The following is a 22,155-nucleotide window of genomic DNA, read 5'->3' as shown; positions in this document are numbered from 1 at the left end:
AGGCGTATATGAGAGAGAAGCAGGCTGTCGGATAAACTCGTTTTTGGACAGAAATGTGTCAGAGTCCCAGCGAGCAACTTAATGTGATTGTTAGACGACTACAGCATTGACCCGCTTACGAAGCTCCTTAATGTAAAAATTACCTCGTTTACACGCAGTCTCTAACTGTTCTTCTGAATATACTTCTTCTATTACTCTAACGCCGGATTTTCTTTTTGCTGTAATTTTTTTCCTCTGGGCACCAGGTTGATTTATTCCATTTGGGGAATGCATCCAAATGGAATGTGCCAAATCATTTCTTATTTTTTCGAAATCGTCGATTTTGCCTAGTGCGAATTTGAACTCACGAAATGTTTCGCTATCTCGATCACTAAATTTAAGCATGGAAGAAGAAACAAGAGCAATTAACTGACGATAAGATAATTCAGCGGTGAGAATCTGAAGACGTTCATTGTCAAGTTTTAAAAGCTGCCCAACACATATTTGTAGTTCATATTCAATGACACTTTGCTGCACCATTATCGAAGCGTAAAGCTCTAGAAACCTTGAAGATATCGCAGAACTTATTGCATGTAATGACCAATCTGGTTCATCAATCATCAGTGTTTCTCTTGTCGTCTAACGCCCCATTCAGGGGCTTTTAATTGTTGGCTAAAATAACGAACGCAGTGAGGAAAGCTAACGGTTAAAAAGTCCCGCACTACAATGGCTTATTAGTTACCTTTCGCAAATTGCCAAAAATCTCTGTTTGCGTATAAAACCCAATTTAAACTTTTTGGAACCATATAGAAATAAAGAATATCAGTAGTAGTTTGAAAGGCATCAAAGTTAGCCCAGCTCAAAGCGATACTTTCATTTAGTCTTTTAGTTAAACCTGAACCTTTATATATACGTTCAAAGGACTCAAATACAAATACTGTATCATTACTTTGATATTCATGCGTATCTGAGAAAATTTGATTAAATTGTTCTTTAGATAACCAAGGCTTCAATTCGGAATTGATGCCCTTATTAACTATCCAAGAATCCGAAATGACCTTTAACTCTTGATCATTTTCAGTTTTGATGAACGATTTTAAATCATCAAAATTCAACTCGTACTCCCTAAGCAACTAACAATTTTATAGTGCGCGCGTCGCGCATCTTTCTGCCAATGTCACGCTCATGTATTAATAAATCTATTAGTAACAAATAACGTAATGCATTGCCAATTCTAATTTTTTATTGGTACTAAAGATATTCAGAAAAAATGCGCTCGTCGCTCATTTTCTTGAATATGTGCGCATACTACACAGGATGGAAATCAATTAACTATTATTTTAAGCCAAACTCAATATCTGGTTATTTTTCAAAACAGCCCTTTAGAGCATTTACATTAACTCGTTTCGGGGCATAAACGAGTCATGCTAAATGGTCCGTTATTGGAACTTAGTTGAATTTCGGGAAATAGTGAACTAGAGATGGTGGTTAGCTCTTAGTTGTCTTTCAAATGATACCCAAATCTAATGGTTAAATTTTCAGATAAAATACGAACCACTCCATCTAAATAGATAAAAGCCCAGCTGAACTGGGCTTTGATTAGTTAGCAAGTTAGTGTTTTTTAAGCTTACTCATTTCAGCGTGACAGCTTTGAATAGTTAGCAGTGTTTTTGATAACGCTGCTTCACAGTCGTGCGGCTGAGGCTTGTCGAGTGCGTGCTTTATTTCAGCAAGTGTTTTGTCTTCAACTTCTTCAAGCTCATCAACGTAGGTTTTATCTTTATCAGCGCCAAGTTTAGTAATTAACGCGGTATAGGCTTTACGTGCTTCTACAGCAAATGCAGAGCCATTTTCGCGTTCACCGGTTTCATTGATGGCGTAAGGTTGTAAGCGCTCTATGCTTACTTTACGAGCATCTATCATGCGTTGAAATAGTGCAATTATGGCTGGATCTTCAACCTTTTCCTGTGCTTTTTCATAAAAATCGATACCACTGTTCATAACTTGAATGATATCTGCAATATGATGAACGTCATGTCCTTGATGTGTTTGCATAATGACCTCTTTAAAATTTAAATTTAATAACTTAAAAACAATGCACATAAATTAGAGCAAGACACGTTCCATAGTCGTTAATTATTTATAAGTCTTTTATTTTCAAAGACTTGCAAAATTATAAAGAGATAAGAAAGGGGCTGATGTGTCCTCGATAGAGCAAACATCAGCAATAATTACAAATTAATAGGTAAAATGTTACTTAAGCTCATCTGCGACTTCAGCCACTTTTTGACGTAACCATATATGACTGGCATCACGGTGTAATAAAGGGCTCCAGATCATATCGAGCTCAAATGGAGGAATAGGGAAGGGTGGCTCAAGAATCGTTAAACCAGGGTCATCTAGGTATATATTGGCAGCTTTTGAAGGCAGAGTTGCAACCAGGTTTTGTTCTTTTGCTAAGTGAATGGCTACATGATAATTACGTGTGAAGGTTGCAATATTCCGGTGCTTACCAAAATGAGCAAGTGCTTCATCTACCCAGCCAAGCTTTTGCACATCTTTAGGATCCATACCCACGCCAACACCAAAGCCTGTTTTACTTACCCAGATATGGCGGGCCTTTAAATAGCTATCAAGGCTAAAATCTTCAATAATAGGATTATCGGCTTTTACTAAGCAACAAAAGCTATCTTTCCAAATCTGCTTATAATGAAATGATTGTGGTAAGTTTTCAAAGCGATTTATAGCCATATCAACTTTACCGTTTTCAACATCATGAAAGGTCACATCGCTTGGTGTTAAGATATCGAGTGTTGTATCCGGTGCTTCTTCGTGTAATTTACTCAGTAAGCGAGGTGCGAGGGTGCTTGCAGCGTAGTCACTGGCCATGATACGAAAGACTCGCTTACTTTGCGATGCTTCAAATTCGCGGTTAGGGGCAAGCGTTTCTTCTAACGTCATTAAAATGCCGCGGATCACAGGTTGCAGTTCTTTAGCGCGTTCAGTTGGAACCATACCTTCACTGGTGCGAACTAAGATAGGATCGTTAAATAAATTGCGAAGACGCTTGAGACCGTTACTCATTGCTGGCTGAGTTATACTCAGCTGATTGGCTGCTTTTGTTACATTACACTCCCTTAGCAGCGTATCGAGGTAAACAAGTAAGTTTAAATCTATTTTACTTATATTCATTGCATGTCCTTAGTGTTTACCAATAATGGATAAACCGTTGTCCGGCAGGGTACGGGTAAATATGACTCACCTTGCCTTGTTTTATATTCTTTTGCGCTTGTTGCCAATACTCAGGGTCTTCAAGCTCTGGATGAGTACTCAGCAAGTATTGCTTATATACAGGGTTTGCCGTGACAAAGGTGCATAATTGTTCAGGGAAAACATCTTGTGGCGCAACTGAGTAGCTTTGCTCATTTGTTAAATAATCATCATATGATTTTGCTTTTGGCAATGCTCTAAAGTTCATATCAGTTAAATACTGAACTTCATCGTAATCGTAAAAAATAACGCGATTGTGTTTACTCACCCCAAAGTTTTTTAAAAGCATGTCACCTGGAAAAATGTTGACGGCAATCATTTCTTTTAGAGCTTGGCCGTACTCTTCAATGGCTTCAAACGCTTGTTGCTCAGTGGCATTCTCAAGGTACATATTAAGGGGGGTCATTCGCCTTTCAATATATAAATGTTTAATAATCAGCCACTCGCCCTCAATAATCATCGAAGAGCCAATTGTTTTATGTAACTCTTCAAGTAATTTACTATCAAAGCGAGCAAGAGGAAATACGACGTTCGAATACTCTATTGTATCTGCCATTCGACCAACGCGGTCATGGCTTTTAACGAGTTGGTAGCGTTTCAATACGGTATCACGGCCAAATGGTTTGCTTTCGCCAAAGGTGTCTTTAATCACTTTGAATACATAACCAAACGAGGGAAGAGTGAATACCATCATCACCATCCCAGGTGTACCTGGGGCTATAACGAGGTTGTCTTTAGAATGGTTTAAGTGACTTAAAAATTCACGATAGAATTCTGTCTTGCCTTGTTTGTGAAAGCCAATAGCATTGTATAGCTCCGCTAAGGTCTTATTTGGCATAAGTTGGTTTAGAAAGCGAACGAGTGCCGATGGCGCATGGGTTTCAACCATGAAATAAGCACGTGCGAAGCCAAAAATAACTCGCATTTGTGATGACTTGGTCAGTAGCGCATCTAGATACAAGCCTTTGTCTTCATGGTGTAAAACAGCAATAATGAAAGGCTGCACACCACTTTGTGACACCACACGACCAACAATGTAGGCAGCTTTATTACGGTAAAAAGGTGCTTGCAGGATATCAAAACGCATTTGCCACGCTTGATGGTGTGTATCGGGTGCTTGTTTATAAAAAGCCTTTACCAATAGACGGATGTCGCGTTCTAAATCCACAAATGGCGCTTTAAAATCAAATTGGGTGATGATTTTGCGAATAGTCGGTCTTAAGCCATCAACAACAGGAAAATAGCTTCTATACTCAGCCTCAACAGGAAGCGCAGGTGCATCAGCGAGTGTTGCTTCGACGAATATAAAATCATTGTTAAAGTAGCGACGATGAAATAGTCGACAAAAAACGGAATTATAAAATGTTTCGGCAAGCTCTGCTTGTGGGTGGAAACTTAAAAAATGTTGATAGATTTGCTTAGTTTCTAACCAGCATGTTTGATCAAGCTCGATGATTTGCTGCTCGTTTAACGATTTTAGTTTTGTAATTGTTTCGTTTACCCGATCATCGTAATGGCTGATCCTGAGTTTGCTAATTTCATTAATCTTTTGCCAATTTTGCTGAGCAAAGGCATAGGGGGCTTTAGCTGTTATTGCTTGAAAAAGTTTATAGTGATTGCGAAAGCCAGATAAAATTAGCTCTGCAATATGTTGTGGTTGCATATAAACCCCTTCTTAAAAACTCAATACACTTATATTAGAGCTTTAACTCTAGTGTGTTAAGAATATGTTATTTAATCATGAAACCCAATAGTTAAACATAACTAATTATATCGCTTTAACTTTTTTTCTAATCCAGCGAGTTTTTTAGTTAGCACGTCAACATCTTGTTTGTATTGCTTATTAATTGATTTTAGCTGTTGCTTGATGTCTTTTTCGATTCGCTTTTTGTCTTGATCAGATAATATTCTGTTAAGACGTTGCTCTTGCTGAAATTGGGCGCGATCACGCTCACGGTCTAAAATGGCAAGCTTGTGTTTATTACTGCGTATTTCAGCCTCAAGGTTACGAACAATTTGCTGGCGCTCTAATTCGTTTAACTGCTTAACAAAGTCTTTCGGTGCTTCAATATTAGGGTCAGTTACATTGATGGTGTGTTTAGTTGCGCGGCTACCGCAAGGTTGTTGGCTAAAAATAGTGCCTTTATCTGTTGTACACTTATAGTATTGGGCTGCAAACTGTTTTGTAGGGCAGATAAAAAACAGAAAACTAAATAAAAAAAGGATTACGGCTTTCATGACATCCATGTCCTCTAAATTAATAGTGTTGAGTAACTATAATTAAGCCGTCATTTTTAGCAAATTAAGGGGTAAAGCGTTTTAGTTTTTTTATGCTCTGTACTAAAAATGGAATGTCGAGTCCTTGCTCAATAGCAAAACCCTGTGCGGCCGATATATTTTTAAAGTTGCCATCTGAATCTATTAGTGTGATCCGATCCTTTTTAAATGCAATAAAAACATTTTGAGAATAGTTTACACCTGTGTCGTCATGGCGTTTATACAAATTACTACCCAGCATTGTTTGTTTAGCTAAGCTTTGGCAGCCAAGATATTGCCCAATACTTGTTGCGATAATATCACTTGGCTGAATAAGTCCGTCAGTTTGGACAACTTTTTTATCTGAGCTATAAAGTCTTGAGGTTGTTACTATACCGTTGTTTTGCTGTGCTAGGCTAAATGCAAAAATGGTGGTTGCATCTTCACGAACGTTGGTTGTGTTCGACGCATTAATAAGTCTAACGGCGGCATCTGACTGAGTAATATTCACATAATCAAATTGATTAAAGCCTTCTACATGCAATGAACGTTTTTCATTAACCCATAGCGGCAATTGCTGATTAGTAATAATAGGGGCTTTATAAAAAGCAGGTAAGCCGTATAACAAACTAAATAGTGTGTCTTCTGTTTCAATAGGTTGAAGAAATAAGTCCGTTTTGCGTAAAGTCGGCTCACCGGCCACAAAGTGCTCTAATGCTTGATTGTCTGAAAAGACTAAAATATCTACTTTAGCGGCAGTTTCTACACTACATAGTTCAATAGGCGTGGGTGCTAAATAGCCAACGTTATGAGGGTCGAGCCTTACATCGTGCGCTTCTTTATAGCTTTCTATATCGAGTAAGTCGTTTTTAGCTAATAAGCTTTTGGCTGTTGTTGGGTATGACAGCGGGAGTACATTATCTTGTTTGGTAATATCAAACTTTAAGTTAGCATCAGCCCAGATATGAATACTATGGCTGAGTGCAAAACACACTAAAATAGTGCTAGTTGCATAACGTGCGAATTTGTATTGCTTTAAACGGGCAAGATGATGCCAAGTATAATTACTCACAAGTAACTGAAACGCGAGAATAAGCAGCACAATACCGCCTGCAAGTAAGGTTGTAAGTGCAGGAGAGCTGGTTAAACGATGCCATAACAATGAGACAATTTCAGGTAATGCAGACGAGTTTAAGTGATACCCTAAATTAAAATAGACATAGGCATCAAGCGTTAAAAGTGATGCCCCAACGGTGGCTATTAGAGCGGCCATACCGCGTATGTGTCGCGGGTATGGAAAGACTAAACTTAATGGAAATATCGTTAAAACAAAGGCAATAAAAGTAATAAAGCTTGTATGACTTAACCAGGTTACCAACATATACACAACCCCCATAAAGGTGGTCGGTGCGCTGTCTGCAAATAAATAACTCAGACTAATAAATAACACTAAGCCGATATTTGCGAAGGTAAACCAGTGCCCCCAGCTTAAAAGCTGACTTACTTTTGATGAGAATTGACTTTGTTGCGATAAATTCATAAATATTATTTAACCGACTGTGCTAATGCTTTTGCAAAGTTGTCGGCAACAGCTTGTCTTTTCTCTGACGGGACATGCTCTTTTAAAATATGCGTGATAGAATTTCCTAAACACATAAGACTTAAATCAACAGGCGCTTTATGCTCTGTCAGTACATCAATCAGCTGATCAACGATTTGTTCTACTTGGTCATTGGAATATTTTGATATGATAGGCATCAGTTGGTTCGATAAAAAGAGTTATATTCCCGTATTTTAACACCAGAGGCGTGAAAAACAAAGATGACAATAGATGTTAAAAAATTAGTCGTTCATTATGTAGACAAAAAGGACGACGATACAGAAATTCATTTACGCAATGATGAGATGGTTGTTAACGACAAAGTTGCTGTATTTATTGAACAGTTACACCATGCATACAATGGAAAACCGGGTAAAGGTTATTGCGCGTTTAGCGGCGATAAAAACAGTGTGGTTGCATCAGCGATGCAAAGCTACCGCAATGATGAGCTCGGCTTTTGGCATATGACCGAGCAAGCAACTAACGTATTAAAAGAAGAGCTCAATAAGTATGCCTTTAATGAAACAGGTTATTTAGTTTTTTGTCATTATCAGTATGTGGCAAGTGACTTTCTGTTGATTGCTATGATCAACATCAAAGAGCATTACTCAATTACGTCTGAGCTTGATTTAGCATCGTCGCGTCACTTAGATATTTCTCGTATGCAATTGGCTGCACGTGTTGACTTAACCGCATGGGATACGCAACCAGAGGATAATCGTTACATTTCTTTCATTAAAGGTCGTGCGGGTCGCAAAGTCGCAGATTTCTTTTTAGACTTTTTAGGCTGTGAAGAGGGAATTGATCCTAAGCAACAAAGTCAAGTGATGCTAAATGCCGTAGAAGATTATTTATCAGAACAGCAATACGATAAGTCAGAAAAAGACGAGCTACGCAAACAAGTTTTTGATTATTGTAATGACTGCGTAACGACAGGGGAAGATGCCAATGTTAAAGAGCTGTCGGCTACATTATCAAAAAGTGACGATAGTCCATTTGAGAGCTTTTGCCAGGAGCAGAGCTACGACTTAGAAGAGTCGTTCCCTGTAGATAAAAAGACCGTGACCAGCATGGTGAAATTTTCAGGTATGGGTGGTGGCGTCAGTGTCAGCTTTGAACGTAAACATTTAGGTGAACGTGTAACGTACAACGAAGAAACTGATACGCTTGTTATAAAAGGCATTCCGCCTAATCTGAAAGACCAGTTGCAGCGCTTTATGGAGCAAGAAAAGGGATGAGCGAGCTTTAAGTTATTAGCTTAAAAGCGAGCTAAGAATGGCGGGTTTGAGTGCTTTATCGATCTTGCACATTTAAGAAGCTGAAACTACAAGCTTTATTTAATGCACTAGCACAGCTATTCAGTGGTGTGAGCTTATGGTTGGCGTGGACGAATTTACTACCATGCCAACGAACCGTTTGAATAATTATTAAAGGGATACTATGACTTATAAGGCAATAAATTTTAAAGATAAATTTTCTAAATTTAGTGATCATTGGTCGCCACGTGTCATAGCTGAAATGAACGACTATCAGTTTAAACTCGCTAAAGTTGAAGGAGAGTTTGTTTGGCATGATCACCCTGATACTGACGAAGTATTTATTGTCATTGAAGGTGAGTTAGACATTGAGTTCAGAGATGGTTCGGTAAGCCTAACATCGGGAGAACTGTTTGTCATTCCAAAGGGTGTTGAGCATAAACCTAGAGCTATAACGGAATGCAAAATAATGCTTGTTGAGCCGAAAGGCGTTGTAAATACCGGTGATACAGGTGGTGAACTAACGGCTGTTAATGATATTTGGGTGTAGTTAACAAACTTGTTGATGTCAGATTCAAATGAGCAATAATTGGACCTCCCGATAGGTAGTATTGTATTTGATTATTAGACATTTTTTATTTACATACTTTATCAAAAACAGTCACTATGGATACTAAACTACAAGGAGCTAACATCACATTACGTTAGCATGAAGTAAGTACCGTGGCGATACTAACTCATTTTATTAAGAGAACCAGCTAATGGTAGTAACAGCATTTTTAGTTAACTCGTTTACTGCACAGGAGAGCGGTGGGAATCCTGCTGGTGTTGTTCTAAATGCCGATGCGCTTTCTGACAATAAGAAATTAGCAATAGCTCAGGAAATCGGCTTTTCAGAAACGGCGTTTGTTTCACGCGATCCTGAAGCTGATTTTGCGGTATCATTTTTTACCACCACTACTGAAGTCGATTTTTGTGGTCATGCAACACTCGCTGTGTTTTCAACTTTGTTTCGACATGGCCTTGTTAAAGCAGGCAGCTATACACAGAGAACCAAAGCAGGTTTACTTGGCGTTAGCATTGATGAAAGTGGCCTAGTTACCATGGAGCAAGCCTTACCGCAGTTTTTAGGCACGTTCAGATACGATGAAATAGCAAAACTAATCGGGCTTGATGTTAGTGTATTATCATCAACCAAGATGCCTATTGAGGTTATATCAACAGGCCTAGCAGATATAATTGTGCCTGTACCTTATGGAACACTCGATAAGATAAGTTGCGATGATTCTTTAATTGCTGATTTTAGTAAAGTACATAATGTGGTTGGCATTCACGCCTTTGAGCTTGAAAACACGCAAAGCACTATAACCGCAAGTTGCCGCAATTTTGCGCCTTTATTTGGTATTTCGGAGGAGTCTGCAACAGGTAGTGCGAGTGGGGCGCTTGCCTGTTATTTAACAAAGCATGTTTTTAGAAATTCGAATAATCACTTTGTATTTGAGCAAGGGCGAGCAATGGGCTGCTCTTCATTAATTACTGCGTCAGTTGAATCTAATAATAGGCAAATTAAGAAGGTTATTGTCGGTGGTACAGCTAATGAAATAGGCACAAGGCGTATATCTGTGAGCTAATTCTTTCACAAGGCCTTCAATTTAACACAGTATTTGTATTGCCTTTGTGTTTCTTCGTTAATTTACTATTGCTCTGTGGTCAGCGTTATCAACTAACTTAGTTTTTAAATCCCATCTAAAAAGACCATTGTAACTTTTCCCAACATACAGTAGGTTTATGTACCTTATTTAGGTTTTGTGTGTGTTCGACTCGAGGGTTAACTTTACAACTAAAGGTGAAAACAATGATAAAAGTAAGTGTTATGTATCCTAATAGTGACAAGGCATTCTTTGACATAAATTATTATGTAAATACTCATTTTCCACTCGTCTCAGGATTATTGGGGGATGCGCTGATTGGAGTCAGTGTTGATTCTGGTTTATCGGGCGGGACTATTAATGAAAAACCTGCCTTTATCGCGATTGGACATTTGATGTTTGATTCTTTAAAAGCATTTGAGGATTCGTTTAGCCCTCATGCAGAGGAGATCCTTGCAGATTTACCGAATTTTACAAACGTACAACCACAAGTTCAGATCAATAAGGTTGAAATTTAAGTTAGACCGTTACTACGCTTATTAAGTGCGTTGATATTTATGTAACTCAGTAAAAATAAAAAAGCCGCGTTATGTTGATAACGCGGCTTCATTTGTTTGCTGAGCTTAATTAGTCTACTAGCATTGTTTTCGCCATTTCAGCACTCGCTTTTCCTGCAGGCTTGATTGAACCAGCACGCAGGCCGCTGTCTGGAATAGTAACACGTTTATCATGTGCCATTGCCGCTGGAGTAGGCTCTGGCTCACTATCTGCAACTGGTGCAGGTTTAGCCATTACAGCGCTTGCTGAACCTTTCACTAAAATTGTTTTCTCATTTTTAGCAGGCTGTTCAGCTTGTGCTGATTCTTCCGTTTTTACTGGTTCTTCAGCTTTCACTGGTTCTTCAGCTTGTACTGGCTCTTCAGCTTGTACTGGTTCTTCAGCTTGTACTGGTTCTGCAGCTTGAACTGGCTCTTCAGCTTGTACTGGTTCTTCAGCTTGTACTGGTTCTTCAGCTTGTACTGGCTCTTCAGCTTGTACTGGCTCTTCAGCTTTTACTGGTTCTTCAGTTTTCACTGGCTCTTCAGCTTGTACTGGTTCTTCAGCTTTTACTGGCTCTTCAGCTTGTACTGGCTCTTCAGCTTTTACTGGTTCTTCAGCTTTTACTGGCTCTTCAGCTTTCACTGGTTCTTCAGTTTTCACTGGCTTTTCAGCTTTCACTGGTTCTTCAGCTTTCACTGGCTCTTCAGCTTTCACTGGCTTTTCAGCTTTCACTGGCTCTTCAGCTTTTACTGGTTCTTCAGTTTGAGCTTGCTTTGCCTTTAGTTCAGCTTCGTATTCAGCAGCAGCTTGATCTGCAACTGGGATGAATGCTGGTGCATCAGTTTTCTCATCACTCGATTTTTCATCGTGCTCTGGGCGACGACGACGTTGACCAGCGGCACGAAGGTGACGCGGCGAACGACGAGAGCGAGTACGTGGTTGGGCTTGCTCTTCTTCAGTTGATGTTTCAACCACTGATTCAGCTTGCTCAGCTTGTTTAGGCTCAGTGTCAGCTTTTACAGGTTCTGTAGGTGCTTGCTTTTCAGCAACAGGTTGTTCTGCCTGTTCAGTCTCAACAGCTACAGCTTCTTTTACAGGCTTAGCTGGTTTCTCAGCTTTAGCTGCTTGCTCAACTGTTTCAGTCGTAGTGTGTACTGTATTTGCTTCATCTGCGCTTTCGTCTGTTACGCGAACTTTTTTGCGTAAGTTACGACGTTGACGACGAACCTTAGGCTTTGTCTCTTTTGGTTGCTCAGATTGCTTTTCTTGTGCAGTGTCTTTTGTCGTTTGTTCAACATCATCATTGCGTTTTTCATTACGTTTTCTGTTGTTAGAATTACGACGACGCTTGTTGCGATTCTCGTTTCCTTCTTTTTGCTCAGGCTTATTCGAAGTGTTTGTGCTTTCTTCTTTAGCTTGCGCATCATCAGGACGTTTATTACGAGAATTGCGACGACGTTGATTGTTACTACGACGACGGTTGTCGTTGTTGCGACGATTATTGCTACGTCTTTGCGCGGCTTTTTTCTCTTCTTGCTCTTTTTCAGCTTCATCTTCGGCATTGCTGAATAATGACTTGAAGAACTTACCAATCGCAGCAAATAAACCACCTTCAGGTTTCTTAACTACAGGAGCCGGTTGCTCAGCTTTTGGTGCCGCTTGAGGAGCTGGTGTTGTAGGCATAACCACACCTTTCAACACAGGCTCTTCACGAACAGGTGCAGAAGGTGACTTAGCCATCTCGAATGATTCTGGTTCAGGCGCAACGACTTGTTCGTAGCTTACGGTTTCAATCGTTTCATCTTTACGTAAGCGAACCACTTCATAATGAGGTGTTTCTAAATGCTGATTTGGAATAATTACGACATCAACATTATGGCGCTTTTCAATACGGTGCACGCTACGGCGCTTTTCATTTAACAAATAAGCAGCAACAGCAACAGGTACTTGCGCATTCACTTGCGATGTGTTGTCTTTAATCGCTTCTTCTTCAAGTAAACGAAGAATTGAAAGGGCAATAGACTCATTTGAGCGAATAGTACCTTGGCCGCTACAACGAGGACAAGGACCTTGGCTTGCTTCACCTAATGATGGACGTAAGCGTTGACGTGACATTTCAAGTAGACCAAAGCGAGAGATCTTACCAATTTGTACGCGAGCACGGTCTGGACGCGCCGCATCTTTTAAACGGTTTTCAACTTCACGTTGGTGACGAGGTGGAGTCATATCGATGAAATCAATAACAATAAGACCACCTAAATCACGTAAACGTAATTGACGGGCAATCTCGTCAGCCGCTTCTAAGTTTGTATTAAGCGCAGTTTCTTCGATATCGCCGCCTTTTGTGGCTTTTGATGAGTTAATATCGATAGATGTTAATGCTTCTGTTGGGTCAATAACAATTGAGCCACCTGACGGTAAGCGAACTTCGCGTTGGAAGGCTGATTCAATTTGGCTTTCGATTTGGTAATGCGTGAATAAAGGCACATCACCTTGATACAGTTTCACACGGCTCATGAAGTCAGGGCGGAAGCGTTCAATGTGCGCTTTTGCTTCTTCAAATACGCGTGCTTTATCAATTAAAATCTCACCAATATCACGACGTAGATAGTCACGAATAGCGCGGAAAATAACGTTGCTTTCTTGGTGGATTAAAAATGGAGCAGGGCCGCTATCGGCAGCTTGCTGAATTGCTTCCCAATGAACTAACAGTGCTTTTAAATCGTACTCAAGTTCTTCAAATGATTTACCAACACCGGCTGTACGAACAATTAAGCCCATGCCTTTCGGTAATTCTAAACGGCTTAGTGCTTCTTTTAATTCAGTACGCTCATCACCCTCGATACGGCGTGAAATACCACCAGCACGCGGGTTGTTTGGCATCAGTACCAAGTAGCTACCAGCAACGCTGATAAAAGTTGTTAACGCAGCACCTTTTTGGCCACGTTCTTCTTTATCAACTTGGACGATAACTTCCTGACCTTCTTTAATTACGTCACGAATATTCGGACGACCTTGGAAAGTATAACCTTGCGGGAAGTAAGTACGTGCGATCTCTTTTAATGGTAGAAAACCATGTCTTTCAGCGCCATAATCAACGAAGGCTGCTTCAAGAGATGGTTCGATACGGGTGATTTTACCCTTGTAAATGTTGGCTTTTTTTTGTTCGTGACCTGGGCTTTCGATATCTAAATCATATAGGCGCTGGCCATCAACCAGTGCAACACGCATTTCTTCTTGCTGCGTCGCATTGATTAGCATACGTTTCATATTGTTACTCTACTAATTCTGTCGCTGACATGACGATTTATCTCGTCTGTTCAGTAGCTTTTGACGGTTATTTTTGTGCAATCTCACGACTGGTTAAGGTCAAAAACCTTTATTGTATGCATACATTGAGCGTGTCTATGGTGTGGCTGACAATAACATGCTGTCACGTTATTAAATTCTTTTCGGTGCCAAAACTGCCGTTCTTATCTACGGCTCTTTATTACGAGTTCTGTCCAGAAGTCGACCATGTTCAAATTGTAATTCAATGTCTTGCTACAACTGTAAATTCTGAACGACGTTTTTACGTCGTCACTATCAGACAATTTATCTGTTCAATTGCTTTTTTAATCATTAATCAACATTCGTGCTCAAATTATGCAGGCAATATATTACGCGCATCGCCGATAATTGAACGCTCGTGTTGGCTGGGTGGTTATAAAAGCTTTGGAAAACTTAGCGCGGATCTGTATGATCGGCAACCCAGAATATGCATCACGAATGTATTAATGTGATAAAAAGCACCGTTGTTAATTGCAAACTTACGTTGCGTTAGTGATTATCCCACTATTACAACCGCGTTAGCAACTAAATTATTTACTTAAATCAGTGATTAGGCAATGTCAGAAAAAACCGGCTTACAAGTATCATTCGTTACCATCAGTGAAGACCATTTTGGTCAACGCATTGATAACTTTCTTATAACTCACCTAAAAGGTGTGCCTAAAAGTGCAGTGTATAAAATTCTTCGTAAAGGCGAAGTGCGAGTAAATAAAAAACGTATAAAACCAGTTTATAAGTTACAACTTAATGATGTTGTCAGAATCCCGCCAATTAAAGTGGCTGAAAAAGAAGAGTTTGTACCTAAAAAGCTCGACAAAGTTAAACAGCTTGAAGACGCTATTTTATTTGAAGATAAGTATTTGATGGTGATTAATAAGCCTTCAGGTATGGCCGTGCATGGCGGTAGTGGCCTAAGTTATGGCTTAATTGAGGCACTGCGTGTACTTCGCCCTGAAGAGCGTAGCTTAGAACTTGTTCATCGCTTGGACCGTGACACTTCAGGCTGTTTGTTGATTTCTAAAAGGCGTTCAGTGTTGACTGATTTACATAAGCAGTTACGTGAAAAAACCATGGAAAAGAACTATTGGGCATTAGTGGATGGCCAATGGGATGCAAAAACTAAAAATGTCACAGAGGGTCTTCGTAAAAACACGTTGAAGTCTGGTGAGCGCGTTGTGCGTGTTGATAACACGGAAGGTAAACCATCGCATACTCGTTTTCGTGTGCTTGAGCGTTACGCAGAGTGTTCATTAGTGCAAGCGTCTCCAGTTACGGGTCGTACTCACCAAATTCGTGTGCATACACAATGTAAGGGGCATCCTATTGCCTGTGATGATAAATACGGTGTCGCAGAGTTTGATCAATACGTGAATAAGCTGACTGGTTTAAATCGTTTGTTTTTACATGCCCATGATTTACGCTTTATGCATCCTAAAAACGAAACAACCATGCATGTTGAAGCGCCATTAGACAAAGCGTTAAGTAACTGTATTAAAAAACTACGTGCTGATAATGAACAAATTTAAGCTGGTTATTTTTGATTGGGATGGCACAGTAATGGACTCTGTGCCGAAAATTGTTACGTGTTTGCAAAATACTGCCAAACAGCTGGGTATCGATATACCAACAGATCAGCAAGCAAAAGATGTGATTGGCTTATCGCTAGTCAAAGCGACTGAAGCACTTTTTCCTGCCCATTTACACTTAAATGATGAACTAGTCGCAGGCTATAAAGCGCAGTACCGTGAGCTAGATGTCACACCTACACCTTTATTCGCTGATGTAGAAATGGTATTAAATCAGCTAAGCGACGCAGGTATGCAATTGGCAGTGGCTACCGGTAAAGGGCGTGAAGGTATCGATAGGTTACTTAAAGAATCAGGCCTTGGTAAGTACTTTGTTAATGTAAAGTGCTCTGATGATGCTAAGTCGAAGCCATCACCAGATATGCTTGAGCAAATTTTACGGGAGCAAGACATAGCTAAGCACGACGCTGTGATGATTGGTGACAGTCAATTGGATATGGCAATGGCTAATGCTGCGGGTATTGCCTGTATTGGTGTCAGTTTCGGTGCACATAGTAAGGCGCAGTTAGAGCAACATACGCCGTTATGTGTTGTTGATTCATACCAACAATTGCTACACGTTTTAACTACGCCTCTTGAAGCATCAGCACATCAACATCAAATTCAGCCAGTAGTTTAGTTAGAGTGATCAGTGGCAGACCTATCAGTGTATTTGGGTCATCGCCACTGAGCTTTTCAAATAAGCAAATACCTAACCCTTCGCTTTTAAAGCTGCCTGCGCAGTTATAAGGCTGCTCAGCATCGCAATAAGCATTTATTTGCGCAAGTGTCAGTGTTTTGAATGTCACCTCAAAAGGCACCACAGTGGTAATCGCTTTATTGCTTTTGATATCAAAAACACTCAAACCTGTTAAGAATGTCACCGTATGACCACTGAATGAGGATAACTGTGCAACTGCATTGTCTTTAGTGTGGGGCTTTCCTAAAATCGCATTGTCAAATACTGCAACCTGATCAGAGCCTATTACTAAACCTTCATCAAAATGCTGTGTTGCTACACGGGCTTTTTGTTCGCTTAAACGCTTTACCAGTTGCTCAGGTGTTTCACCCGCGATAGGGGATTCATCAATTTCTGGAGAGAAACTTTGAAAAGGTAAGTTGAACTTAGTTAATAATTGCTGTCTAAATGGTGAGCTTGACGCTAATATAAGTGTTGGTTTCATAAAAAATTCTGGATGAAAATTGTATTTTGCCAAGGATAAGTCACAATGAACCCGAAAACAAAGCGGAAGATCGTTAAAAACCGACTAAAAATGGTTTTTTACTTTGACTAACTTACTAACTATCTATATGATGCAGCCCCTATGCAAAAGGTGAAAATTCCCATCACTCTTCATCCCAGCAAAGCAGCACAACATCGTTTATCTTATGACGGTATTGTTCCGCTTGAAAAACTTTCTCGTTTAGAGCAAGTTGTGCAGGAAGAAGCAGGTGAAATAGCGGTAAAGATTCATTGCAAAATTGATGATCAAGGTTTAGTAGTGATAAGTGGTAATTTATCAGTACACGTAACCGTAACTTGTCAACGATGCAATGGTGATTTAGGGTTGGATTTGGATCAAGACTTTGTGTATTCGCCAGTCGGTTTGGATGCAGAGTCAGATCATCTTCCTGCAGGTTACGATGAAGTAGAACTGGACGAAAACGGTGAAATCAACGTGTTTGAGTTAATCGAAGACGAATTGATTTTAGCTATTCCAATAGTGCCTACACACAACGAAGCCTCGTGCAGTTATTCATCAGAGCCTTCAAGCTTTGGTAAATTAGCAGCAGAAGATGACAAACCAAATCCATTTGATATTTTGAAACAACTTAAGAAAGATTCTTAGGAGAAGACTAATGGCTGTACAAAAAAGCAAAAAGTCTCGTGCAAGACGCGGCATGCGCCGTTCACACGATGCGATCAATGGTCCAACTTTAACTGTAGATCAAGTTTCTGGTGAGACTCATCGTCGTCACCACGTAACTGCTGACGGTTACTACAAAGGCGTTAAAGTAATTTCTAACTAAGAGATTGCTATATGCTGACCAATCTAACCATAGCGTTAGATATGATGGGGGGCGATTATGGCCCCCGTTCATCTATCCCCGCTGCCGTCAACGCGGTAAATGCTAATACCAACTTAAGACTCATCTTATGTGGTAATCAGCAAGTTATTCTAAAAGAACTCGAAGCACTCGATTCGTTATCTCATCCTCGTTTAATTATTCGCCATTGTAGCGAAGTTGTCACAAATGCGTGTGAGCCTGCTTCAGCGGTTCGTTCTAAAAAAGATTCATCAATGCGAGTTGCCCTCGATTTAGTTAAATCGGGTGAAGCGCAGGCCTGTGTAAGCTCCGGTAATACGGGCGCGTTGTTTTTTATGGCGCATTATGTATTGAAAATGCTACCTGGCGTAAAGCGTCCTGCCCTTATTTCTGCTGTTCCAACTGAACGGAAAACACCTGTTTACTTACTTGATTTAGGGGCGAATGTGCATTGCGATGCGCAAACGCTTTATCAATTTGGCATTATGGGTTCTGTGGTAGCAGGGCAAGCTCTTGGTTGCGAAAACCCAAGAGTCAGTTTATTGAATATTGGCTCTGAAGACATCAAAGGGCATGAAGGAATAAAACAAGCTGCACAGTTAATGCAGCAGTGTAAATATCTCAACTATACAGGGTATAGTGAAGGTAGTGATATTTTCAGTGGCAAAGCCGATGTAATTGTGTGCGAAGGATTTGTAGGTAATGTGGCACTTAAAACCTGTGAAGGTATTGCCAAGCTTATTATGCATAAACTCACCAAAGCCTTACACAAGCATTTCTTATACAAAAGTTTGGCTTTTTTACTGCGTCCAGTAATAAAAAAGCTCTACAAACGGGTGAACCCCGACCAGTATAACGGCGCAAGTCTGGTAGGATTGCGCGGTATTGTTGTTAAAAGCCATGGTAATGCCTCTGCGAAGGCGTTTCATGCTGCTATTGATGAAGCCGCGCGGGAAGTCGAACGCCAACTCCCTGAAAAAATCGCTGCGATTTTTGAGCAAACACATCCAACAACAAAGTAGTGCAGCATAGTTAAAACTTGTTATGCTGCCTGCTAGAGAATATTTTTTTGTTTAATTATAAGAGCTAAGTATGGCACATAAAATTGCACTCGTATTCCCAGGTCAAGGCTCACAAACTGTGGGTATGTTATCTGAACTATTAGCTGATTCACAAATTGCTAAAGCAACATTTGCTGAAGCATCTGAGGCTCTTGGCTATGATCTCGCTGCGCTTGTACTAAATGGTCCAGAAGAAGAATTAAATCAAACCCATCGTACACAACCGGCACTTTTAACTGCCAGTGTTGCTATTTACCGTCAATGGTTAGATGCAAACCCTGATGCTGAGGTTGTTATGGCTGGTCACAGCTTAGGCGAGTATTCAGCGCTAGTGTGTGCTGGCGTCGTAAGCTTAAGCGAAGCCGTTAAACTCGTTGAAAATCGTGGTTTATACATGCAAGAAGCAGTACCTGCGGGTGTTGGTTCTATGGCTGCAATCATCGGTTTAGGTGATGATGAAATTAAAGCAGCGTGTGAAGCATCAGCAAATGGTGAAGTTGTTTCACCAGTCAACTACAACTCACCCGGTCAGGTTGTTATTGCAGGTCATAAAGCCGCGGTTGAACGTGCATCAGAAGCATGTAAAGAAGCAGGTGCTAAACGCGCTTTACCACTGGCAGTAAGCGTGCCTTCTCACTGTGAACTAATGAAACCAGCCGCTGAAAAATTAGCTGCTGATTTAGCTGCTTTAACATTTAATACACCTAAGTGTGATGTAATCAACAACGTTGATGTGAAAGTAGAGCAGTCAAGTGAAGCAATTAAAGATGCATTAGTACGTCAACTTTACAGCCCAGTACGCTGGACTGAGACAGTACAAGCATTGGTTGCACAAGGTATTACACAAAGTTATGAGTTTGGCCCAGGTAAAGTATTAACGGGCCTTGCGAAACGAATTGATAAAGCAATGGTATGCGCTGCGGTTAATACGCAGGCTACGATTGATGAAGCGAAATAAGTAGGAATAGAATGACAAATTTATTTTCTCTTGAGGGCAAAGTTGTCCTAATCACTGGTGCAAGCCGTGGTATTGGTAAAGCGATTGCAGAGACGTTAGTTGCACAAGGTGCAAAAGTAGCGGGTACTGCAACAAGCGAATCAGGTGCTGCTAAAATCAGCGAATACCTAGGCGACAATGGTAAAGGTTATGCACTTAACGTAACAGATCCTGAGTCAATTGAGGCAACACTTGCTGCTATAAAGGCTGATTTAGGTGATATCGATGTATTAGTTAACAATGCCGGTATCACTCGTGATAACTTATTAATGCGTATGAAAGACGGTGAGTGGGATGACATCATCGATACTAATCTAAGCTCAATTTTCCGTTTATCTAAGGCTGTTTTACGTCCTATGATGAAAAAGAAAAATGGCCGTATCATTAATATCGGTTCTGTTGTGGGCACGATGGGTAATGCGGGTCAAGCTAACTATGCTGCAGCCAAAGCTGGCGTAATTGGTTTTACTAAGTCATTAGCGCGAGAAGTGGCATCACGTGGCATTACAGTAAACGTTGTTGCACCGGGTTTTATTCAAACCGATATGACCGACGAGCTGACTGAAGAGCAAAAAGCAGCTACGCTTGCAAATGTACCTGCAGGTCGCCTTGGTCAACCTGACGAAATCGCAGCAGCTGTGTGTTATTTAGCATCCGATGCAGCGGCATATGTATCAGGTGAAACATTGCATGTAAATGGTGCGATGTATATGGTTTAATGAATGTTAGCTTAAAAAAGCTAACGAAAGTTTATCGAAAAATATTGAATTTTTTGTGATCTTGCTTTAAACATACTTGAATTCGCTGTGAAAATAAGCGATAAATGAACAAATACCAATCAAGAGGTTTGACCAGATAAGTTATTATCAGCAAATCCTTGAATCACAGAATTATGCGGCGTAAACTACGCCGCAATCTGAAAATAACGCATTGGCGTTTTTAATAAAGGAAAGAAGAATGAGCGACATCCAAGAACGCGTAAAGAAAATTATCATTGAGCAACTAGGTGTTAAAGAAGAAGAAGTAAAACATGAAGCTTCTTTCGTAGATGACTTAGGTGCTGATTCACTTGATACTGTAGAACTAGTAATGGCTCTTGAAGAAGAGTTCGACACTGAGATCCCAGACGAAGAAGCTGAAAAGATCACTACAGTTCAAGCTGCAATCGATTACGTTACAGCTCACGCTGAGTAATTTTACGCATTTTGATTTTAAGGGCAGCATTACGCTGCCCTTAGTCTATCTGAAGAATGATACTAATAAATTTGGTATACACCCCACCTAAAATAATTTCCTTATTGGAGGCAACCCGTGGCTAAACGTCGAGTCGTCGTAACTGGCTTAGGAATGTTGACACCGCTAGGTAATGATGTTGAATCTACTTGGCAAGGTTTGTTAAACGGTAAAAGTGGTATTCAAACTATCACGCATTTCGATACCTCAAGTTTCGGCACCAAATTCGCAGGTTTGCTGAATGACTTTGATGCATCAGCTTACATGTCACCGAAAGATGCAAAGAAAATGGATTTGTTTATCCAATATGGCATTGCAGCGGGTGTACAAGCACTACAAGATTCAGGTCTAGAGATCACTGAAGAAAACGCCACGCGTGTTGGTGTAGCAGTGGGGTCTGGCATCGGTGGTTTAACTTTAATTGAAGAAAACCACATTAAACTATTAAACAGCGGTCCGCGTAAGCTTTCTCCGTTTTACGTGCCTTCGACCATTATCAATATGATCTCTGGTCATTTATCGATTATGCACGGTTTACGTGGTCCTAATATTTCAATCGTTACAGCCTGTACCACAGGCCTACATAACATTGGTCATGCTGCACGTATGATTGCATACGGCGATGCAGATGCAATGGTAGCCGGTGGTGCTGAAAAAGCGTCTACACCAATTGGTATGGGTGGCTTTAATGCTGCACGTGCATTATCAACTCGTAACGACGATCCACAAGCAGCATCACGCCCTTGGGACAAAGACCGTGACGGTTTTGTACTTGCTGATGGTGCAGGTGTAATCGTACTGGAAGAGTATGAGCATGCAAAAGCACGTGGCGCGAAAATCTACGCTGAACTGGTCGGTTTTGGTATGAGTGGTGATGCCTATCACATGACGTCTCCACCGGAAGACGGTGCAGGCGCAGCCCTTGCGATGGAAAATGCACTAAATGATGCACAAGTTAATGCAGACCAAGTGGGTTACATTAATGCTCATGGTACATCGACTAATGCAGGCGATAAAGCCGAAACTTCAGCCGTTAAAACTATTTTTGGTGATGCGGCGAAAGATGTGATGGTAAGTTCATCTAAATCAATGATGGGTCACTTGTTAGGTGCGGCAGGCTCGGTAGAGTCGATCATTACTATCTTGTCACTGGTTGATCAAAAAGTAAGCCCTACGATCAACCTTGATAACCCTGATGAAGGCTGTGATTTAGATTATGTACCGCACACTGCACGTGACGCTAAATTGGATTACGCACTATGTAATTCATTTGGTTTTGGCGGTACTAATGGCTCGTTGCTGTTTAAAAAGGTATAATTCTTTTTAACAACGGACTAAAAAGAAGAGCCCAGTTGTTTAACTGGGCTTTT

General features: G+C 40.5%; 23 protein-coding genes. 13 read left to right on the top strand and 10 right to left on the bottom strand.

Annotation, left to right across the window (positions count from 1 at the left end; translation table 11 throughout):
• Positions 1 to 90 precede the first annotated feature (90 nt).
• From PAARA_RS11960 to PAARA_RS11925, 8 genes are all read right to left on the bottom strand, one after another.
• Positions 91 to 600 (bottom strand): hypothetical protein, encoded by a 510-nt coding sequence (locus PAARA_RS11960; RefSeq protein WP_062569250.1) that lies wholly within the window; start codon positions 598 to 600, stop codon positions 91 to 93.
• Positions 601 to 713: 113 nt separating this feature from the next.
• Complete coding sequence (locus PAARA_RS11955; RefSeq protein ID WP_062569249.1) at positions 714 to 1,094, bottom strand: hypothetical protein; 381 nt, start codon at positions 1,092 to 1,094, stop codon at positions 714 to 716.
• Between the two features lie 496 nt (positions 1,095 to 1,590).
• Entirely contained in the window at positions 1,591 to 2,034 is a 444-nt protein-coding gene (locus PAARA_RS11950) for a ferritin-like domain-containing protein (protein ID WP_062569411.1), read from the bottom strand.
• Between the two features lie 198 nt (positions 2,035 to 2,232).
• Positions 2,233 to 3,171, bottom strand: a complete 939-nt coding sequence (locus tag PAARA_RS11945; protein ID WP_062569248.1) for a LysR family transcriptional regulator — start codon at positions 3,169 to 3,171, stop codon at positions 2,233 to 2,235.
• A 16-nt stretch (positions 3,172 to 3,187) separates the two neighbouring features.
• Positions 3,188 to 4,912: a bifunctional isocitrate dehydrogenase kinase/phosphatase gene (gene aceK / locus PAARA_RS11940; protein WP_062569247.1), complete on the bottom strand. Its 1,725-nt coding sequence runs from the start codon at positions 4,910 to 4,912 to the stop codon at positions 3,188 to 3,190.
• A gap of 101 nt (positions 4,913 to 5,013) precedes the next feature.
• Positions 5,014 to 5,487 (bottom strand): DUF4124 domain-containing protein, encoded by a 474-nt coding sequence (locus PAARA_RS11935; protein ID WP_062569246.1) that lies wholly within the window; start codon positions 5,485 to 5,487, stop codon positions 5,014 to 5,016.
• Between the two features lie 64 nt (positions 5,488 to 5,551).
• On the bottom strand, positions 5,552 to 7,045 hold the full coding sequence (locus PAARA_RS11930) for a DUF3413 domain-containing protein (protein WP_062569245.1): 1,494 nt from the start codon (positions 7,043 to 7,045) through the stop codon (positions 5,552 to 5,554).
• A gap of 5 nt (positions 7,046 to 7,050) precedes the next feature.
• A complete protein-coding gene (locus tag PAARA_RS11925) occupies positions 7,051 to 7,263 on the bottom strand; it encodes a YejL family protein (protein WP_054554702.1) in 213 nt (70 codons plus the stop codon).
• 63 nt (positions 7,264 to 7,326) lie between these two features.
• On the opposite strand from PAARA_RS11925, the gene yejK reads away from it, so the two are divergent.
• From yejK to PAARA_RS11905, 4 genes are all read left to right on the top strand, one after another.
• Positions 7,327 to 8,343, top strand: coding sequence for a nucleoid-associated protein YejK (yejK, locus tag PAARA_RS11920; protein ID WP_062569244.1), 1,017 nt, complete (start codon positions 7,327 to 7,329; stop codon positions 8,341 to 8,343).
• A gap of 202 nt (positions 8,344 to 8,545) precedes the next feature.
• Positions 8,546 to 8,911: a cupin domain-containing protein gene (locus tag PAARA_RS11915; RefSeq protein ID WP_062569243.1), complete on the top strand. Its 366-nt coding sequence runs from the start codon at positions 8,546 to 8,548 to the stop codon at positions 8,909 to 8,911.
• Positions 8,912 to 9,122: 211 nt separating this feature from the next.
• Positions 9,123 to 9,992 (top strand): PhzF family phenazine biosynthesis protein, encoded by an 870-nt coding sequence (locus tag PAARA_RS11910; RefSeq protein WP_062569242.1) that lies wholly within the window; start codon positions 9,123 to 9,125, stop codon positions 9,990 to 9,992.
• Between the two features lie 224 nt (positions 9,993 to 10,216).
• Entirely contained in the window at positions 10,217 to 10,528 is a 312-nt protein-coding gene (locus PAARA_RS11905) for an EthD family reductase (protein ID WP_062569241.1), read from the top strand.
• Positions 10,529 to 10,637: 109 nt separating this feature from the next.
• Here PAARA_RS11905 and rne read toward each other — a convergent pair whose 3' ends face one another.
• A complete protein-coding gene (gene rne, locus PAARA_RS11900) occupies positions 10,638 to 13,820 on the bottom strand; it encodes a ribonuclease E (RefSeq protein ID WP_062569240.1) in 3,183 nt (1,060 codons plus the stop codon).
• 617 nt (positions 13,821 to 14,437) lie between these two features.
• Here rne and rluC point away from each other — a divergent pair.
• Positions 14,438 to 15,406 (top strand): 23S rRNA pseudouridine(955/2504/2580) synthase RluC, encoded by a 969-nt coding sequence (gene rluC, locus PAARA_RS11895; RefSeq protein ID WP_062569239.1) that lies wholly within the window; start codon positions 14,438 to 14,440, stop codon positions 15,404 to 15,406.
• A complete protein-coding gene (locus PAARA_RS11890; protein ID WP_062569238.1) occupies positions 15,393 to 16,085 on the top strand; it encodes an HAD family hydrolase in 693 nt (230 codons plus the stop codon). The genes rluC and PAARA_RS11890 overlap by 14 nt, the downstream gene beginning before the upstream one ends.
• Here the strand turns inward: PAARA_RS11890 and PAARA_RS11885 are convergent.
• Positions 16,033 to 16,629 (bottom strand): Maf family protein, encoded by a 597-nt coding sequence (locus PAARA_RS11885; protein ID WP_062569237.1) that lies wholly within the window; start codon positions 16,627 to 16,629, stop codon positions 16,033 to 16,035. The genes PAARA_RS11890 and PAARA_RS11885 overlap by 53 nt on opposite strands.
• 141 nt (positions 16,630 to 16,770) lie before the next feature.
• Here PAARA_RS11885 and yceD point away from each other — a divergent pair, with 141 nt between their 5' ends.
• The 7 genes from yceD (at position 16,771) to fabF (ending at position 22,102) form a co-directional block, all read left to right on the top strand.
• On the top strand, positions 16,771 to 17,295 hold the full coding sequence (gene yceD / locus PAARA_RS11880) for a 23S rRNA accumulation protein YceD (RefSeq protein ID WP_062569236.1): 525 nt from the start codon (positions 16,771 to 16,773) through the stop codon (positions 17,293 to 17,295).
• Between the two features lie 10 nt (positions 17,296 to 17,305).
• Entirely contained in the window at positions 17,306 to 17,476 is a 171-nt protein-coding gene (gene rpmF / locus PAARA_RS11875; protein ID WP_062569235.1) for a 50S ribosomal protein L32, read from the top strand.
• 11 nt (positions 17,477 to 17,487) lie between these two features.
• Positions 17,488 to 18,516 (top strand): phosphate acyltransferase PlsX, encoded by a 1,029-nt coding sequence (plsX, locus tag PAARA_RS11870; RefSeq protein ID WP_062569234.1) that lies wholly within the window; start codon positions 17,488 to 17,490, stop codon positions 18,514 to 18,516.
• A 70-nt stretch (positions 18,517 to 18,586) separates the two neighbouring features.
• A complete protein-coding gene (gene fabD / locus PAARA_RS11865) occupies positions 18,587 to 19,513 on the top strand; it encodes an ACP S-malonyltransferase (protein ID WP_062569233.1) in 927 nt (308 codons plus the stop codon).
• Positions 19,514 to 19,524: 11 nt separating this feature from the next.
• Positions 19,525 to 20,271 (top strand): 3-oxoacyl-ACP reductase FabG, encoded by a 747-nt coding sequence (fabG, locus tag PAARA_RS11860; RefSeq protein ID WP_062569232.1) that lies wholly within the window; start codon positions 19,525 to 19,527, stop codon positions 20,269 to 20,271.
• A 238-nt stretch (positions 20,272 to 20,509) separates the two neighbouring features.
• On the top strand, positions 20,510 to 20,746 hold the full coding sequence (gene acpP, locus PAARA_RS11855) for an acyl carrier protein (protein ID WP_016707440.1): 237 nt from the start codon (positions 20,510 to 20,512) through the stop codon (positions 20,744 to 20,746).
• Positions 20,747 to 20,863: 117 nt separating this feature from the next.
• On the top strand, positions 20,864 to 22,102 hold the full coding sequence (gene fabF, locus PAARA_RS11850; RefSeq protein WP_054554715.1) for a beta-ketoacyl-ACP synthase II: 1,239 nt from the start codon (positions 20,864 to 20,866) through the stop codon (positions 22,100 to 22,102).
• The last annotated feature ends 53 nt before the right edge of the window (positions 22,103 to 22,155 follow it).

This window comes from Pseudoalteromonas arabiensis (genome assembly GCF_001550155.1).
GTDB classification, from domain to species: Bacteria; Pseudomonadota; Gammaproteobacteria; order Enterobacterales; family Alteromonadaceae; genus Pseudoalteromonas; species Pseudoalteromonas arabiensis.
Note: the sequence above shows the minus strand (reverse complement) of the source record. Positions and strands in the feature narration are given on the sequence as shown.